The following is a 17563-nucleotide window of genomic DNA, read 5'->3' as shown; positions in this document are numbered from 1 at the left end:
AAATAACTATCTATCAAACGCATAACAGAGAACTGACTAGTTTATTTTTAAGTGTTGTAAAAGAGAATAAAAATTAAAAAGATTCTTATTAATAGAATTCTTTCCAAACCGCTGAGTAGCATGGGTGAGTAAAGCGTTAACCACGATATATTGTGGCAAAAGTTGGATATGGAAAGAGCTTTAATATTTTATTGAGTGGTAGGCAATCCCAAATCTACCTTTACTGAACTAAAATTAAATTAGGTAGTAACTCAGCAACTTGATGTTGGCTATACGCCTTCGCCCCTCGTGACACGGTAGCAATACCCACGCCCAGACGCTCGGCAATTTCACGTTGGGGCAAGCCTTGCTGAAGCAGTGCAAAAATTAACACACGGTTGGCAATTTCCAGTTGTTCTTTATCACTTAAAATCGCTGAGAGGATGTCGGTAATTTGATTGGTGGACTGGGTGTTGGCAATGAGGTTGATTAAATAATCATAAGCAATGGACTGGCGTTGGGCTGGCATGAATGTTCACTCCAAAAAATAAGGTAGTTAACATATCATGTTCTAGTACAATGATAAAGTAAAAAATAAAAAACCGCCCCCATCTGAGAGCGGTTTTTTGTAGCTAAAATCAACTCATTCTTAATTTATCAAACACCAATTCATTATGAGCATCGACATCCACTTTGATGGTATCCCCTGCGACAAATTCCCCTGCCAACAGTTTCACCGATAGCGGATTTTCGATTTCTTGCTGAATCGCACGTTTTAGCGGTCTTGCCCCAAACACAGGGTCATAGCCCACTTGCACCAACTGGCTCATCGCCTCATCCGACAGCATGATATTCATTTCACGTTCTTGCAAACGTTTACGCAGACGTGCCAACTGAATATCGGCAATACCTGCCATTTGAGCCTGTCCAAGCGGATGGAACACCACGATTTCATCAATACGGTTGATAAATTCTGGGCGGAAATGCTGATTGACTGAATCCAATACCGCCTCTTTGATGACCGCATAGCTTTCACCCTCTTGGGTGAGTTCTTGGATACGGTTTGAGCCAAGGTTACTGGTCATGATAATCACGGTATTTTTAAAGTCCACCACACGCCCTTGGCTGTCGGTCAAACGTCCGTCATCCAACACTTGTAGCAAGATATTAAACACGTCTGGATGGGCTTTTTCCACTTCGTCAAATAGCACCACGCTATACGGTTTACGGCGGACTGCCTCGGTCAATACCCCACCTTCTTCATAACCGACATACCCTGGAGGTGCACCGACTAGACGGCTGACACTGTGTTTTTCCATAAATTCTGACATATCAATGCGAATCATGGCGTTTTCATCGTCAAACAAGAAGCTGGCAAGCGATTTGGTCAGTTCGGTTTTACCCACGCCTGTTGGCCCTAGGAATAAGAACGAACCGCTTGGACGATTGGGGTCAGACAGCCCTGCACGGCTACGGCGTACCGCATCGGCAACGGCTTTGACCGCCTCATCTTGACCGACCACACGTTCATGCAGTTTGTTTTCCATAGTCAAGAGCTTTTCACGTTCGCCTTGCATCATTTTGGCAACAGGAATGCCAGTCGAGGCACTCACCACTTCGGCAATTTCGTTTTCGGTGACTTTGTTACGCAACAATTTAACATTGCTCATATCGCCATTTTGCTCGGCTAAATCCGACTCTTTGATACGTTTTTCCAGTTGCGGAATGGTTTCGTATTGTAGCTTGCTCATGGTTTCATAATCGCCCTCACGTTGGGCTTTGTCATAAGCAATACGGGCTTTGTCGAGTTCGTCTTTAAGCTGTTGGCTACCTTTGACAAGGGCTTTTTCAGCTTGCCAAACTTCATTCAAATCGGCATATTGTTTTTCTAAGTCGCCAATTTGATTATCCAATAATTGCAACTGCGATTTTGCCCCTGCATCGTCTTCATTTTTTAGGCTTTCTCGTTGCATTTTTAGCTGAATCAGACGGCTATCGAGTTTGCCCAATGCCTCTGGCTTGCTATCGAGTTCCATTTTTAGACGGCTGGCAGCCTCGTCAATCAAGTCGATGGCTTTGTCGGGCAACATACGGTCGGTGATATAGCGGTTACTCATCCGAGCGGCGGCGATAATGGCACTGTCTTGGATATCCACGCCATGATGTAACTCGTACCGCTCTTTTAGCCCACGCAAAATCGCAATGGTGTCTTCCACGCTTGGCTCATCGACCAAGACTTTTTGAAAACGGCGTTCAAGGGCGGCATCTTTTTCGATATATTGGCGGTACTCATCAAGTGTAGTCGCCCCTACACAGTGCAATTCACCACGAGCAAGGGCAGGTTTTAGCATATTACCTGCGTCCATTGCTCCGTCTGCTTTGCCTGCCCCAACCATGGTATGAATTTCGTCAATAAACAGGATGATTTGTCCGTCTGATTTTGCCAAATCATTTAACACGCCTTTTAGACGTTCTTCAAATTCGCCACGGAATTTCGCCCCTGCAATCAATGCCCCCAAATCAAGCGACAACACTTGTTTGTTACGCAGTCCTTCGGGTACATCACCATTGACGATTTTTTGGGCAAGCCCCTCGACAATGGCGGTTTTACCCACCCCTGGTTCACCGATAAGGACAGGGTTGTTTTTGGTGCGTCTTGACAATACTTGAATGGTACGGCGAATCTCGTCATCACGCCCAATCACAGGGTCAAGTTTGCCACTTTCCGCTCGTGCGGTGAGGTCGATGGTGTATTTGTTAAGTGCATCACGTTGGTCTTCGGCATTTTGTTGGTTCACTTTGTCACCCCCACGAATAAAGTTGATTACTTGGCGAAGTTTCGGCTCGTTTACCCCTGCTTTGCTCAAGATTTTGGCAGTATCGCCTGTTTCGGCAAGGGCGACCAGTACCCAGTCGATTGCCAAAAAGTTGTCGCCTGCTTTTTGGGCGTGGCGTTCGGCGAGGTTTAGCACTTTGACCGAGTTTGGACTAAGATTGACTTCGCCTGTGGGCGTGCCAATCACGGCTTGGCTGTCGAGTGATTTTTGTACTTCGGTTTTGAGGGTCGCAAGGTTCGCCCCTGCTTGCTCGTAGATGTTGGCGTTGCTTTCGTCACCGAGCAGAATCGAGAGGAGATGAATCGGCTCAATGCTGGTGTTGTCACGCCCAACGGCAAGGCTTTGGGCTTGCTGAACGGCGGATTGTAAGGCGTTGGTAAATTTGTCGAATTGCATTTGTTATTCCTTATTATGTTTTGATTAACTTTTATATGGTGTTGTGGGAATAACTTTCAATGTTAAAAATTAAAATTTTTTGTTTGTCAATGGGAATTTTGGTTAAAAATCAGTTACATTTCGCTACATTTTAATCCTTAACAATGTCATGGATTTGCAATATTCAATCGGTATTATATCAATCAAAGGAAAACAAAAAACGGCAAATAGCCGAATAAAAACGGACAATAATAACAAAATAACCATTACAATAAAAAACTCAGCTTGTCACCCAAAAGGATTTAATTCCCCCAATTAAATCCTTTTTATTTTTTTAAATTCTACTATACTAACCACTACATCATCCTCACCCATCCAAAAATTGCATGAAAATCTTGCGTTTACTCTCATCCTTACACCATAACGAAGACGAGCGAAGCATTCTGAAGCTCACTCGCTCGCTGGTCAAACAGGGGCATCAATCGCTTATCATCGCTAGCACTGACCCAAACCATGAATTTGCCGAGCGTCTAAAAGAGCAGGGCAGTAGCTACACTCAGCTATATCTTGAGAAAAATTCGTGGCTGACGCTGATTTCGGTGTTTGGTGTGTGGCGACAAATACGCCAATTTCGCCCTGATATCATTCACATTCATTCTCGTACGCCTGCATGGATTGTCAAATGGGCGTTAAATTTGATTGCCGAAGATTATCGCCCAATCACAGTGGCGACTATTTATGGTTATTATCCTGTTAATGCCTACAATAAAGCCATTTTTGATGTTGACCATCTGATTAGCGTGTCAAATAGTGTATCCGCCCATATCAAGCAACATCATAAAGAATACGATGATGGCAGGATTACTCGTATTTATCGAGGGGTCGATAGCCAAAAATACGTGTATCGCCACCAGCCGTCTGTGCATTGGTTGCATCAAGTTTTTGCGGAATACCCCGAGTTGGAGCATAAAAAATGGCTGATTTTCCCCTATGAAATTGATGGTCAGACAGGTCAACATTGGTTGATTGATATCATTGGTAATCTCAAGCACACCATGCCAAATCTTCACATTGTTATCATGGATGATGATAGCAATCCCAGTATGTATTTTGAGGAATTTGTTCAACGTTTGACAGCATTAAATTTGCAAAAATATATGACATTTATTGGCAAACGTGATGACGTGCGAGAGTGGCTATGCTCGGCAAGCTTGGTGCTAGGTTTGGCAAATGAGCCAGAAAGCATTGGCATGAGTGTGTTAAAGGCGGTGCATTTGGGTACGCCTGTAGTCGCATGGCATCATGGGATTTATAAAGAATTATTAAGACAACTGTATCCGCAAGGTTTGGTTCACCAACAAACCGCCCATGCGTTATGCGAAGTGGTGCAAGCACGGCTTGATGCCAAAGAACGCCCTGCATTGACCACCCAATTTAGCCAAAAACAAACGGTGGAACAAATTATCGCTTTGTACGAGCGGTTATTGGCGACACGTGAAAATTCTAAATAGCGTGTATAGTCGTTTAAACTAGAAATAACAGGACTTACGCATTTCACCAAATCGTAGGTTGGGTAGAGCTTGTGATACCCAACAATTTGAATGGTTTATGTTGGGTGTCATTCTTCCACCCAACCTACAAATGGCATTTTTGCGTAAGTCCTAAATAAGACAGTTTTGTAGGGGCGTATTGCATACGCCCAGAATTTCAAAGTCTTATTTTTGATTTAACTCACTATAAATAACGTGAGTTAGCTCGCTGGCACACTGGCAACCGTTTGCGTGGTTTGCGGTACAGGGATAGGTTTTAGGGTCTTTTCAAATTCTGGTAGCATTTTTTGCATTTGCTCACCGATGACAAATTGCGGTTCTGACGGCTCAAAGCCCATCATTTTTTCACGCCCAGCGATGGATTTTTTGGCTTCCTCAAAGGCAGGCAAAAACCGCTTAAGTTTTGGCAAACTTTCGGCAAAAAATGCCTGCCCAAAGTAAGTGAATTCGCTTTCATTATTACAGCCAAATGAGGATTTATCCTTGGCAGACGCCGTGATGACTAATGTGGTGGGCGACTGCAATTCATCAATAAACGACCCAGAATAACATGCCGAAATCACAATCACACGCCATTTTATCCCTGATTTATCAAGGGTTTGGCGTAACCAACTGGCATCGACATTGTCCAGTTGTAACGGTGGGTTGGACATTTCAAGGATATTATCCGCCCCATGCGAAGACAGCGTCAAAAACAGCACATCCTCCTCACGGTTCATCTTATTCGCCACCCCTTGCAAAGTCGTTTCAATACTGGTTTTGCTTGCGACTGGCAACACCTGCATGGTCATCGGATTATTGATGAGATTGAGTGACCGCCCTGCCATGCCCAGTTGTTGATTAAGCATTTCGGTGGTCAGCTCGATTTCGGAACGAAACACATCTTGCTCATGCCCTGCCACGCCCACAAAATACCAATCCGCCACCCCTTGACGCTGTGGAGCAAGCTGATTAAGTAAGGTTGGGAGCATGGTTTGTTGGGCATAAAATGCCGATTCGGTAATGAAGGGTTGTTCAGGGTTTTGTTGAAAAATCGGCTCGGATTGCACGTTTTTTTGCCACACGCTAAACACCGCAAATGCCCCTAGCATGATTAGCACACGCTCAAGCCACGACCAACGCAACTGATTACCAAAAATCCATAACAGCGACAAAGCTTGCCACACAAACAACAAAGTAAACAGCGTGGGTAAAATCTGATACGTCCATTCGGGCAACCAACCAAACTGCCCAAACCATTGAAACAGGCTTTGAAGCAATGCCATAAAGGTATCAGCGACAAGCCATAAAATCGCAGGGACAAAAATCAACATGGCATTGTGATGGCGTTTGGCAAGAATCAGCCCAGCCACTAACATCACCGTGGGCCAGACTAGATAGCTAATCAACCCTTGTTGGTTAAAATAGGTGGATTCGTCCGAAGCCATCCAAGAAAACAAAAAATTACTGGCAAGGGCAGTGATAGCAAATAATAAAAACTGCCAAACGCTCGGCTTGACCCAATAAAATGCCCGTTTTGAGCCAATCAACATAAAAGCGGTGGCTCGCAGATTGGCAAACACATTTTGCCAAAAGCGTTGAAGCGGACGTAAATCAAGATTGGATAATGAGGTGGGCAAGGGAGCTACACTTTGGACATGCTTGTCCAGATAAAAAGTCAATAATAAACCGCTTTCTAAACCACCATGTAGCGTGGGTTAGCAAAGCGTTACCCACGCTATATAAAAAAATTTTGGTTTGGAAAGAGCCTTAATCAGAAAATGCAAACTATTATAGGACTTACGTATTTAATCAAGTCGTAGGTTGGGTAGAGCTTGCGATACCCAACAATTTAAATAGTTTATGTTGGGTGTGATTCTTTCACCCAACCTATAAATGGCATTTTTGCGTAAGCCCTATATTATAAGGAGTTTTGCAGTGGCGTGCAGAAACCTTGACAATTTTATACAAAATCTTTGGGATAAACAATAAAAAAGATATCTTTTTATACCATGCTTTATATCAAAGACACTGGATTCCTGCATTCGCAGGAATGACGAATGTTTTTAATTACTCGTCACCCCTGTGAATACAGGGGTCTAGCGTCTTCAATAAGAAAGATAAAATTACAAATTACATAAATCTTCATTTAATGGCAAATTAAAATCTTGAAATAACCACTGCGGTGGCATAGCTTGATAATGAACCGCTTGTCGGCTAATGGCTTGGGTCAGCCATCGAATTTGCTCATCCAAAAATGCGGTATCATTCGCCAACGCATTAAACACCACCATGTCAACCGTCAGTCCTGCTTGCCAAATCGCTTGTAGTGTAAGCATGGCATGGTTAAGGCTACCTAGTTTGATACCCACCACCATGATGACAGGTAAGCCCAATTGCATGGCGACATCCGCCAACGTTTCACTCGCATTGATGGGGGTAAACCATCCACCTGCCCCTTCGATTAGTACCGTATCGGCAGGGTAAGTTTGCAACGTGGTTTGAATGGCGTTGACAATCGTATCTGCTTGTAATTCGACATTGTCTAGTTGACTTGCGATATGCGGTGAGCAAGGTGTGGCTAGGCAAATGGGGGCAATGGCAGACATCGGCAGTGTGACGGTGGCAAATTGGTTAATTTGCCGTGCGTCTTCGCTATATGGTTCGCCATTTGCATCGGTGGCTAGTCCTGCGGTGACAGGTTTGATGGCATACACGGCTTGACCTTGCTTGGCTAGGGCTTTGACAAGATTGGCAGTCGTGGTGGTTTTGCCAATTTCGGTGTCTGTGCCTGTGACAAAGTATGCCCCAATCAAGTTGAGTGGGGCGGTGTGAATCGTTGGTAATGCCATTATTTTTTGCCAGTTTTATGTTTAACAGTTTTGGTGGTTTTTTGCGTTGATTTGGTGATTTTTTCGATTTTTTCCATTAAGACAGGTAGTTTGGTAGTCATTAGGCGTTGTTGTGATTGTTGAGTAATTGCCATGACTTGTTGCATATTTTTGATATTAAACTGGGTTTGCTTGGCGACAATTTGTTGTCCCATTGGTGAGCTATAAAACGCTAACATCGCATCCACTTCTTGTTGGTTATACACCACTTTGGCGGATTCAATATACGCATTTTTAAACTGCTGACGCATGGCAGGGGTGTTTTGTTCGCTAATCAATTCTTGGGTAAATTGTTGTACGGCTTGTTGCATTTGTTGATTTTGCTCATCGGTTAATTTGTTATCTTTTGGCATTTGGGCAAAGGCTTTTTTCATCATATCTTCGACCATTGCAACCGACTGCTGATTCATTTCATCAAGAGATTTATCAAATTGCATGACTGTCAGCAGTTTTTCTAGCGACTCGATTGATGGCATTTGACTGACAGTTTGAGTAGCTAATTTGGTAGTTTGCGGTAAAATAATATCAGCTTGAGCCACTTGTGATAGGGGCATGATAGCGATAATTGACGTTAATAATGCAATTTTTGAAAATTTCATTTTGTTTCCTTTTAAGTTTTTGTATAAAAATCTGCTAAACTTTAGCACATATTTTCGCTAATTTAAAATAGGATAACCATGAAGATACAAAAAAACCAACCCACTATCGCTATTATCGGCTTTGGGGCATTGGGGGCATTATTTGCCAGCCTTATTGCTCCGCATTTACCCTTTGATAATCTTCGCATTGTCGCAGATAGTGAGCGTGTTAAACGCTACCAAACAGATAATTTATTGGTCAATGGCAAACCGTTATCGCTTAATTATATTACACCCAATGATACTTTTAAGAAAACCGACACGCCTGCTGATTTGGTGATTGTGTGTACCAAATTTTATCAATTAACAGACGTTTTACCATTAATTCAAAGTCAATTGGGTGAAAATACGCTAATCGTATCCGCACTCAATGGCATTGCCAGTGAAAAGGTATTGGCACAGCATTTTGGCAAACAGCGGATTGTATATTGTGTCGCCCAACAAATGGACGCTCGCAAAGTCGGCAATGAACTGATTTACCGTGATGCAGGGCAGTTGGTGATTGGGGCGATGAGCGATGATAAAGAAGAAGTCGTACGAGTGGCAAAAGTCGATACGATGTTTAACCAAGTCGATTTCCCCCATTCGGTAAGTGCGGATATGCCTCGCCAACTGTGGGGCAAGTTGATGTTAAATACAGGGGTCAATCAAACCGTTGCCCTGTATGAAGGCACGTTCAAAACCGTACAGGATGAGGGCGAAGCTCGTGAGATGTTTAAATCCGCCATGCGTGAGGTAATGACGGTCGCCAATGCCGAGGGCGTGGCGTTGACTGAAAGTGATTTTGAAATGTGGGTGACTATTATGGATAATCTTGACCCCAATGCCATGCCGTCCATGCGACAGGATTTAAAAGCAGGGCGACCCTGTGAGTTGGAGCTATTTGCAGGGACGATTCGAGCATTGGGTGACAAACATGGCATTGACACACCTGTTAATGACAGACTTTATCAAGGCATTAGCGAGTTGATGGCAAAACAACCGTCAAATAGCAAACCTTGCGATACGCTGATACATATTCATATTCCTAGCCAAACCTTGACGTTGACTCATCACGGTCAGTCCAATACCTATCCGATTTCGACTGCCAAAAATGGCGTGGGCGAACTGGAAAACACAGGCTGTACCCCTCGTGGACAGCACCAAATCAGCGAAAAATTTGGTGCAAATTTACCTATCAATAGCGTATTTGTGGCACGTCAAGCGACAGGCGAAATTTATAACTCACAACTGGCAGCAGCCTTTCCCAATCGAGATTGGATTTTGAGTCGGATTTTATGGTTGGCGGGTTGTGAAGCAGGGATTAATCAAGGTACAAACGAGCAAGGCGTGTGCGACACCAAAGCCCGTTATATTTATATTCATGGCACGCCAGACAGCGAGCCAATGGGTGTGCCGTTATCGCATGGTTGTATCCGTATGCGAAACCATGATGTGATTGATTTATTTGATAAAGTTAAAGTCGGTACACCTGTGATGATTGAGAATTAAGGATTAAGAATTAAGAGGATAGCTGTAGGGGCGTAATGCTTACGCCCAACCCTACAGCCTCATTATTGAATTTGCATCACACTCAACACCACAATCACCGCAAATAGATAACGTCCCACCCACACATTGTCCAAAAACGCCTTAAAGCATAATGCTCGCTGATAAGTGGCACATTGTTTATTTTGGCGATAAAACATCACCACCACAGGCAATAGGGTGGCTATTGCCCATAACCCAAAATAATGCCAAAAAATCATCGCCATACTTACCAAAAACACCGCTTGTAACAAGCTAATGATGGCAATATCATATTTACCAAACAAAATGGCGGTAGACTTTACCCCAATTTTCAAATCATCTTCACGGTCAGCCATCGCATACTGCGTATCATATGCCACCGTCCACGCCATATAGCCTGCAAATAATAACCAACACCAACCGCTTACCTGTACCTCAGGCGTTAGCACACTCGACACCGCCACATACGCCATCGGAATCGCCCAACCAAACGCCGCCGCCAAAAAAAACTGCGGTAAATGGGTAAAGCGTTTCATAAACGGATAAATAAATGCCAATGCCACCGCACCCCACGACCAAATAAACACAGGAATCGGCAAAAATACCAACAAACTGGCACTGACCCACGACAAAATCAAAAACACCCACACCGCCTCACGCTCGGTCAGCCGTCCCTCGGCAAGCGGTCTGCCCTTGGTGCGGTCAACATGACCATCGACTTTGCGGTCGGCATAGTCATTAATCGCACAGCCTGCTGCTCGCATCAAGGTCGCCCCCAATGCGAAAATCAGCACAATATGCCACGGTGGTAAACGCCCAAATTCTAACCCTGCCAAAAACACCGCCCACAGCGTTGACCATAGTACCAACTCAATGCCAACAGGCTTGTCAAAACGAGTAAGTTGAATATAGGCTTGGATTTTTTGGCGAGAAAAGTGTTGCTCAAAGAAAGTCAGTGTTGTCATGGTGCGGTAGGGTAGCTGATAGAAATAAGGCAATTATAGCGATTTTGAGGGAAAATAACATCTGTACAAATACAAGTCATGTTATGCCAAATCCAATCATTGTAGGGGCGTAATGCTTACGCCCTATTTGGGATTGTGTAGCCTTTGGGCGTATTCAATACGCCCCTACGACTTGAAATTTAGGGTTAAGTATTATAACGCCACGCCCACCATCAATATTTGATAATCCAAATCAATCGGCAAAGGGTTGTTCAAATATTGGCGTAATACGCTTGGACTCATCGCTGACTGTCCACTGACAGCACCGCCCATCTGTTTAAGTTCGGCAAGAAGGGTTTTTAGATTGGGATAAGTATGATGAAATGAACGCTCATCAAAAAATTGTACTTTGCCTTGTCGCTGTTGAATGAGTTGTTCAATCGCTAGTTGCCAATCTTGACTGGGTAAAAATGGATAAATCGGTAATTGCGGAAAACGCTCACTGACTTGGCGAAACGAGCCTGCCACAGGAATCGCCAAATATAAATAGCCACCTTTTTTTACCACTCGCCCCAATTCAAGGATGACTTTTGGTGTCGCCCAGTGTAAGGCAAAACTACTCATCACCACATCAACCGCATTATCAGCAAATGGCAGATTTTGCATATTTGTCAACATTGGAACAAAATTAGGCGACCTTAAATGGTTATCAGATAAGGGTGTATGCAATACCCCCATACAAGGTGTTAAATTTTTTACCAGATTTTGACAATTATTTTGCCAAATATCTAACATATTTTGACTATTGTCGACACCAATCAAGGTAGCTAGGTAGGGGCGTATTGCATACGCCCAATATCCATTATGTCTTACAAAGGGCGTATTCAACATGCCCCTACTCATATTATTTTCTTGCAAAACTTGTTGTAAAACCGCTTGGCTTAATTTACCAGTACCACAGCCGATATCTGCCCAAACTTCTTGCTGATGACCGTCATTGGCAAATGCCCTAATTTGCTGTGCCAAAGACAAAGCGACCTCAGATTGAATTGGGGTCGCTTGGTCATAAGAATTGGCAAATTTTTGAAATTGAGGTGCTAGCATGGTATTTTAGGGGTGAAAATTAGGGATGAACAGCATGAAATCAGCCCACTTTAACACTATTTACCAAACCTGCATAGTTGTAATTATCTTGAGTAAATAAATCCACCCCACAAGGTAAATTTTCAATCCAATCCAAAAATTCATTAATCATGGCTTTACCGACAAATGCTTTGCCATGCTGAGGGACAATCATTTCGACATCCAATTGACGTACCGCATTTGCCCAAAACTTGGTGACTTTATTACTCACCATATAACGCTCGTGAAAGCCTTTCATGGTTGGTAAATGGGCTTGAAAATTGGTCACTGGCACATGCGGGTCACCCATGACCGAAGCCCCCATGTCGCCTGAAAATAAAATCTTGCTGATGGGGTCATAAAATTGGAAATTACCTTCCGAATGCAAAAAGTGGGCAGGCAAAGCAAATAAATAGCTTTCGCCCAACCGCAATACCGCCCCTTCATCAGGCAAGGCAATAAGGCGTTGCAGATAACTCGATTGTAATCGACCTGTGGTGAAGGCAGAGTTTAGGTGGGGTAAAAAACGCTCCCACAATTTAGAAATTACCACGGTAGCTTCGGTGTGAAGCAACCAACGAGGCAATGAAGCGATGATATCTGGGTCTTGATGCGAGCCGATGACATAGCGGATATGACGCATATCGGTATGTTTGAGCATGGCAAGCGTCAAGGGGGTATACGTCAAATCACCACCAGGGTCAATTACTGCTCCGTTGGTTTCACCATTGTCGGTGTTGAGTACCAAAAATTGGTTTGACTGAATACCATCACCTTGTACAAGGTCGCTAAATACGATAACTTTGTGTTTTCCATTATCAAAGATTGTTTGTCCACTCATTGTTATATCTCATAATCAAAAGGCATTAAATACCATTCATTATATATCAAAGTCGATGAATATGCTGATTAAAACCCCATGTTCACATAAAATTTCTACTATGATAACATGAGTGATTCTAAAAATCCCTACTGTCATTAATGTTATTTTATTAGCCCCTTAATATTAGATAGTTTAACTAAAATAAGTTACAGTGTTATAAGGCGTTTAATGCTATCATAGCACCCAATTTTTTTGGGTATTGATGAGGCTATTTGAGCATGATTTTGGCATTAGAAACCGTGTTTGAGCAATGTTCTGTCGCCTTGCTTGAGCAAGATGGCAGGGTAGTGGGCGAGGCGACTGAGCTAGGTAATCGCTTACAAACCCAACAGATTTTACCCATGATTGAACAGTTATTGTCAACGCATGCGGTCAGCTTTGCCAATCTCACTGCCATTGCCTTTAATCGAGGGCCGGGAGCGTTTAGTGGTATTCGCATTAATACCGCTGTCGCTCAAGCCATCGCCTTTGCCCATGACTTGCCGTGTTTGCCTGTGTCTAGCCTACAAGCCTTGGCTCAACAAGCCTTCATGTTAAATCAAATGTGGGAGTCTGATGAGCAGTGTTATGCGTGTATTGATGCTCGGATGAATCAAGTGTATATGGGTGAATTTTATGCCCAACCTGTCACCCATCAACCATTAAAAGACCATGTATCTTCGGTAATGCTAGCAAGGGATGCCGAACAATTGCATGACTATGGCTATACTACTGCCAAAAACCACCCTGTTGTGGGGGATGGTGGGCAATTATTAACGATTAATGAAGGGCAAAAGGCTTTTTTGTATAATGAATCTAGTCGTCCGAGTGCTAGCATCATTGGGCAATTAGGGGCTTATTATTGGGCAAATGGTGAAGCGGTATCTGCCGAAAATGCCTTGCCTGTGTATTTACGCCACAATGCGTGGAAAACGTTAGCCGAGCAAGGTAAACGTTAAAAATTATTGTTTAAAAATTATTGTTTAAAAATATTGGAATGTTGTATGGATTTTTCATTGTTAATCAAAGCCGTTATCATGGGTATCGTTGAGGGTATCACCGAATTTTTGCCCATCTCCAGTACAGGGCATTTGATTTTGACCGATGCGTTACTTAATTTTTGGACACCCGAAAAAGCCGATTTATTTATTGTCGTCATTCAACTAGGGGCGATTTTGGCGGTGATTTATCTATATTGGGGGCGACTGTGGCGAGCCTTGATGGGCTTAATCACAGGCAAAGACCCAGAACGCAAAAATCCACGCCAGTTAGGGATTTCGCTGATTATTTCCACCATTCCGATTATGCTATTGGGCTTGATGTTTGACAAAATCCTCAAGGCATTGCTATTTAATCCCACGGTAGTGGCAATCATGCTGATTATCGGTGGTTTGATTATCTTTTGGGCAGAAAAACAACAACACCGCATCAAATACCACGAAGCCGAAGACATTGATATCAAAACGGCGGTGTGGATTGGCTTAATTCAGTGTTTGGCACTCATTCCGGGAACGTCACGTTCTGGCTCGACCATTATTGGTTCGCTATTTTTGGGTGTATCACGCAAAGCCTCAGCCGAATACTCATTTTTCTTGGGCATTCCTGTATTGGTGGGGGCAGGGATTTTGGATTTGGCAAAAAATCACAATATCCTCAGTGGCTCACAAGATTGGACAATTATGGCAGTCGGAACAGTCGTATCCTTTATTTTTGCCATGATTTTTATCAAATGGTTGGTGAATTGGGTCAGTACCCGTGACTTTACCATCTTTGCATGGTGGCGAGTGGTGGTGGGGATTTTGGTATTACTTGGGTCGTGGATGGGTTATATTCAATAAATAGTAGTTAGGTGCAAAGTATGAAAATGGTTGGTTTGGCTGAGGATAAAGCAATTTTTGATCAATTGGTGTCAATCAATCAATTATTTGGCTTAAATCTTGAACTATCATGGTATGAGCTTGCTAAAACCAACCAAAAAACCCTTAGCAATTTTGCGGTAGAAGCCAATATTTTTATCAGTATTATTAAGGGTTTACCAACACTGTTGTATTATAGCGGTGATAATAACGATAAAAACCAACAAAACTATGAACTGCTTAAAATATCCCCCAATTGGCAATCATTGACCAAACGCATTGTCAGTGCAGGACGCAAGTCTGAACTGCTACTTCAAGCGACCAAGCTGACATCGGCGATGCGTGCGATTGATATGACCGCAGGCTTTGGGCAAGACAGTCTGATTTTAGCAAGTACAGGGGCAAAGGTTGCCATGATTGAGCAAAATCCGCTGATGTTTTTACTATTACAATTTGAATATCAGCACATGCAACAAAACCCCAATTGGCAAAAGTTACTCAGCCGTTTAACGCTCCATTTTGGCAATGCCACTGATATTGTGCCAACGTTGGCTCAAGTGGATGTGGTGTATCTTGACCCCATGTTTCCGCCTGATAGCTATTCAGCAAAAGTAAACAAGAATATGCAGGTATTGCACCAACTCGCCGAACCACCGACCCACGATGAAGAACTAATACTGCTAAATATTGCTAAAAATCAATGTGTTGATGGGGGTAAGGTCATTGTAAAACGTCCCAAAAACGCCCCATTTCTTGCCAATCTACCACCACAAGATAGTATTGCGAATGAGGCGGTGCGATTTGATAGTTATGCTAATTAACCTCAGTTCGGTGTAAGATTTTAAAATAAAATATTCTAAAGGTAAGGTGCGTCATACGCACCTATTGAAGATTGATTTTGAATGGTGCGTAAAACGCACCTTACGAATTTAAATTATTTTAAAAATCATAGATTTATCAATAATAATGGCGTTTGTTATAGAACCGCTCCCTCCCCTGACAAGGGGAGGGCTGGGGTGGGGTGGTTCCTTACAACTTCGGAAATTCTAACGCCCAATGATTCACCAACGGATAGCGTCTTTCACGCCCAAATGCACGGTGGGTAATTTTCGTACCAATCGCTGATTGACGGCGTTTATACTCATTACGGTCGACCATCGTTAGCACTTTATGCACCACGGCTTTATCATAGCCTGCTTCAACAATCGCATCAAAGCCAAAGTCACGGTCAATGTATAATTCAAGGATTTTATCCAACACGTCATAATCAGGTAGGCTGTCTTGGTCTTTCTGGTCTGGGCGAAGCTCGGCTGATGGCGGACGAGTGATGACACGCTCTGGGATGACTGGGCTTTCTTCGAGGCGATTGCGGTAATTGGCAAGAGCATACACTTGGGTTTTGTACACGTCTTTTAGCACGTCAAAACCGCCTGCCATATCGCCATATAGCGTGGCATAGCCGACCGCCATTTCTGATTTATTACCTGTGGTAACGACCAAATGTCCAAACTTATTGGACAATGCCATCAAAATCACACCCCTTGCACGAGCTTGGATATTTTCTTCGGTGGTATCGGCTTTGGTATTAGCAAACATCGGTTCTAAGGTGTGACGCATACCTTCAACGGCAGGATGAATCGGACACACGGTATAAGACACATTAAGTCGGCGTGCTTGGGCTTGGGCATCTTGGAGGCTGATTTGCGAGGTGTACTCGTAAGGCATCATCACGGCATATACTTTATCCGCCCCCAACGCATCGACTGCAATACACAAGGTCAATGCCGAATCAATGCCACCTGACAAGCCCAATAAAATCCCTTTAAAGCCAGAATTATTGACATAATCACGCAGACCGACCACAAGGGCTTGGTAAGTTTCGGCAACTTGGCTCAATGCGAGTGGGGCTTTGCGTTGTTGCGATAATACGATTTGCTGGCGTGTTTCCCCAGTGTCGGATGTATCGGTTTGGGTATGGATTGAAGCGTATAGGACATGGGGCAAAAAGCGAGGGGCTTCGTGAGCCACATTACCTTGGGCATCCACCACCATCGAACCGCCATCAAATACCAAATCATCTTGACCGCCAACACTATTGGCATACACGATGGGTATTTGAAATTGGCTAGCACGTTGTTTTAGCAGGGCTTTACGCTGTTCTTGTTTGTTTTGTTCAAAAGGTGAGGCGTTTAGACTGATGACAATGTCTGCCCCTTTGTCTTTAAGGGCTTTGATGGGGGCTTCTTGCCATAAATCCTCACAAATTAACAAGCCAATGCTAACCCCTTGATAATCAAAGATAACTTGATTACGTCCCTTGCTAAAATAACGCCGTTCATCAAATACGCCATAATTGGGCAGGCATTGCTTGTGATAAAAGCCTTTTTGTTGCCCATTATGAATGATAGCAACTGAGTTAAACGTGCCGTGATGGTCAATATGCGGATAGCCGACCAACATCACGATATCTTTGACTTGGCTAAATAATTCAAATGCCAGTTTGACTCGTGAGGTAAGGCTTGGACGTAATAGCAAGTCTTCGGGGGGATAGCCTAATAGCGACAATTCAGGGAACACAATCAAATTTGCCCCTTTATCTCGTGCGTCTTCTGCCAGTTTGACCATTTTTTTGGCATTGGCAATCACATCACCCACGATAAATTGTTGTTGGGCGATGGCGATTTTTAGTCCCACTTCGGTTTTTGCTGGCTCAGACTGTGTCACCTCATTGACCGCATTTATTGGCGTGGGTTGAGGGGTTTCTGCGGTTGCTGGGTTTGATAAATCTGAGTTTGATAAATCCGAGCTTGTTAAATCCAAATTGGTTGAATTTTGGCTTGTTGGCTGTAAATTTTCTGTGCTTGACATTGTTAATTCCTTAAAATTCTTTTGATGTAATTTAAATAAAATAAAATTGGTGTAATTGGTTCAGTATCACAAATTTGCCCTTATCACATATATTGGGCAACATTCAGACGGTATGATTTTAATTTTGATAAAGATAGTTTATATTATAAGGAT

14 protein-coding genes and 1 pseudogene are annotated in these 17563 nt (G+C 43.3%); 6 read left to right on the top strand and 9 right to left on the bottom strand.

Annotated features, from left to right (window positions below):
- Positions 1–220: 220 nt before the first annotated feature.
- Both ACK1U4_RS05960 and clpB read right to left on the bottom strand, forming a co-directional pair.
- Entirely contained in the window at positions 221–508 is a 288-nt protein-coding gene (locus ACK1U4_RS05960) for a Trp family transcriptional regulator (RefSeq protein WP_419400703.1), read from the bottom strand.
- 109 nt (positions 509–617) lie between these two features.
- Positions 618–3212 (bottom strand): ATP-dependent chaperone ClpB, encoded by a 2595-nt coding sequence (clpB, locus tag ACK1U4_RS05955; RefSeq protein WP_419400702.1) that lies wholly within the window; start codon positions 3210–3212, stop codon positions 618–620.
- 365 nt (positions 3213–3577) lie between these two features.
- On the opposite strand from clpB, the gene ACK1U4_RS05950 reads away from it, so the two are divergent.
- Entirely contained in the window at positions 3578–4702 is a 1125-nt protein-coding gene (locus tag ACK1U4_RS05950) for a glycosyltransferase (RefSeq protein ID WP_419400701.1), read from the top strand.
- Positions 4703–4941: 239 nt separating this feature from the next.
- Here ACK1U4_RS05950 and ACK1U4_RS05945 read toward each other — a convergent pair whose 3' ends face one another.
- From ACK1U4_RS05945 to ACK1U4_RS05935, 3 genes are all read right to left on the bottom strand, one after another.
- Complete coding sequence (locus tag ACK1U4_RS05945) at positions 4942–6360, bottom strand: C13 family peptidase (protein WP_419401832.1); 1419 nt, start codon at positions 6358–6360, stop codon at positions 4942–4944.
- A gap of 486 nt (positions 6361–6846) precedes the next feature.
- Positions 6847–7572 carry a dethiobiotin synthase gene (gene bioD / locus ACK1U4_RS05940; RefSeq protein ID WP_419401831.1) on the bottom strand — a complete coding sequence of 242 codons (726 nt, stop codon included), beginning with the start codon at positions 7570–7572 and terminating at the stop codon, positions 6847–6849.
- Positions 7572–8210, bottom strand: coding sequence for a DUF2059 domain-containing protein (locus tag ACK1U4_RS05935; RefSeq protein ID WP_419401830.1), 639 nt, complete (start codon positions 8208–8210; stop codon positions 7572–7574). The genes bioD and ACK1U4_RS05935 overlap by 1 nt, the downstream gene beginning before the upstream one ends.
- 78 nt (positions 8211–8288) lie before the next feature.
- Between ACK1U4_RS05935 and ACK1U4_RS05930 the strand changes: the two are divergent.
- Positions 8289–9209: pseudogene (locus ACK1U4_RS05930) on the top strand (ketopantoate reductase family protein); the annotation flags it as partial.
- Between the two features lie 9 nt (positions 9210–9218).
- Positions 9219–9740, top strand: a complete 522-nt coding sequence (locus ACK1U4_RS05925) for a L,D-transpeptidase family protein (RefSeq protein WP_419401833.1) — start codon at positions 9219–9221, stop codon at positions 9738–9740.
- Positions 9741–9802: 62 nt separating this feature from the next.
- Here the strand turns inward: ACK1U4_RS05925 and ubiA are convergent, their stop codons facing one another.
- From ubiA to ACK1U4_RS05910, 3 genes are all read right to left on the bottom strand, one after another.
- On the bottom strand, positions 9803–10723 hold the full coding sequence (gene ubiA, locus ACK1U4_RS05920; RefSeq protein ID WP_419401829.1) for a 4-hydroxybenzoate octaprenyltransferase: 921 nt from the start codon (positions 10721–10723) through the stop codon (positions 9803–9805).
- Positions 10724–10915: 192 nt separating this feature from the next.
- Complete coding sequence (locus tag ACK1U4_RS05915) at positions 10916–11806, bottom strand: methyltransferase domain-containing protein (RefSeq protein ID WP_419401828.1); 891 nt, start codon at positions 11804–11806, stop codon at positions 10916–10918.
- A gap of 40 nt (positions 11807–11846) precedes the next feature.
- Positions 11847–12665: an MBL fold metallo-hydrolase gene (locus ACK1U4_RS05910; protein ID WP_419401827.1), complete on the bottom strand. Its 819-nt coding sequence runs from the start codon at positions 12663–12665 to the stop codon at positions 11847–11849.
- 260 nt (positions 12666–12925) lie between these two features.
- Here ACK1U4_RS05910 and tsaB point away from each other — a divergent pair, with 260 nt between their 5' ends.
- From tsaB to ACK1U4_RS05895, 3 genes are read left to right on the top strand one after another with little or no spacing between them, the layout of a single operon-like run.
- On the top strand, positions 12926–13645 hold the full coding sequence (gene tsaB, locus ACK1U4_RS05905; protein ID WP_419401826.1) for a tRNA (adenosine(37)-N6)-threonylcarbamoyltransferase complex dimerization subunit type 1 TsaB: 720 nt from the start codon (positions 12926–12928) through the stop codon (positions 13643–13645).
- Positions 13646–13690: 45 nt separating this feature from the next.
- Positions 13691–14524, top strand: coding sequence for an undecaprenyl-diphosphate phosphatase (locus ACK1U4_RS05900; RefSeq protein ID WP_419401825.1), 834 nt, complete (start codon positions 13691–13693; stop codon positions 14522–14524).
- 20 nt (positions 14525–14544) lie between these two features.
- Positions 14545–15363, top strand: coding sequence for a class I SAM-dependent methyltransferase (locus ACK1U4_RS05895; RefSeq protein ID WP_419401824.1), 819 nt, complete (start codon positions 14545–14547; stop codon positions 15361–15363).
- A gap of 208 nt (positions 15364–15571) precedes the next feature.
- Here the strand turns inward: ACK1U4_RS05895 and ACK1U4_RS05890 are convergent, their stop codons facing one another.
- Positions 15572–17410 (bottom strand): NAD+ synthase, encoded by a 1839-nt coding sequence (locus ACK1U4_RS05890; RefSeq protein WP_419401823.1) that lies wholly within the window; start codon positions 17408–17410, stop codon positions 15572–15574.
- Between the last annotated feature and the right edge of the window lie 153 nt (positions 17411–17563).

This window comes from Moraxella sp. TY6 (assembly GCF_048551375.1).
Classification (GTDB): Bacteria; Pseudomonadota; Gammaproteobacteria; order Pseudomonadales; family Moraxellaceae; genus Faucicola.
Note: the sequence above shows the minus strand (reverse complement) of the source record. Positions and strands in the feature narration are given on the sequence as shown.

Excerpts from the sequence above, each read along its gene's own strand:
- ACK1U4_RS05925 (WP_419401833.1), top strand. The coding sequence starts at position 9,219 with ATGGCAAAACAACCGTCAAATAGCAAACCTTGCGATACGCTGATACAT.
- ACK1U4_RS05915 (WP_419401828.1), bottom strand. The coding sequence starts at position 11,806 with ATGCTAGCACCTCAATTTCAAAAATTTGCCAATTCTTATGACCAAGCG.
- ACK1U4_RS05910 (WP_419401827.1), bottom strand. The coding sequence starts at position 12,665 with ATGAGTGGACAAACAATCTTTGATAATGGAAAACACAAAGTTATCGTA.
- ACK1U4_RS05950 (WP_419400701.1), top strand. The coding sequence starts at position 3,578 with ATGAAAATCTTGCGTTTACTCTCATCCTTACACCATAACGAAGACGAG.
- ACK1U4_RS05890 (WP_419401823.1), bottom strand. The coding sequence starts at position 17,410 with ATGTCAAGCACAGAAAATTTACAGCCAACAAGCCAAAATTCAACCAAT.
- ACK1U4_RS05895 (WP_419401824.1), top strand. The coding sequence starts at position 14,545 with ATGAAAATGGTTGGTTTGGCTGAGGATAAAGCAATTTTTGATCAATTG.
- ACK1U4_RS05935 (WP_419401830.1), bottom strand. The coding sequence starts at position 8,210 with ATGAAATTTTCAAAAATTGCATTATTAACGTCAATTATCGCTATCATG.
- bioD (WP_419401831.1), bottom strand. The coding sequence starts at position 7,572 with ATGGCATTACCAACGATTCACACCGCCCCACTCAACTTGATTGGGGCA.
- ACK1U4_RS05960 (WP_419400703.1), bottom strand. The coding sequence starts at position 508 with ATGCCAGCCCAACGCCAGTCCATTGCTTATGATTATTTAATCAACCTC.
- tsaB (WP_419401826.1), top strand. The coding sequence starts at position 12,926 with ATGATTTTGGCATTAGAAACCGTGTTTGAGCAATGTTCTGTCGCCTTG.
- clpB (WP_419400702.1), bottom strand. The coding sequence starts at position 3,212 with ATGCAATTCGACAAATTTACCAACGCCTTACAATCCGCCGTTCAGCAA.
- ubiA (WP_419401829.1), bottom strand. The coding sequence starts at position 10,723 with ATGACAACACTGACTTTCTTTGAGCAACACTTTTCTCGCCAAAAAATC.
- ACK1U4_RS05900 (WP_419401825.1), top strand. The coding sequence starts at position 13,691 with ATGGATTTTTCATTGTTAATCAAAGCCGTTATCATGGGTATCGTTGAG.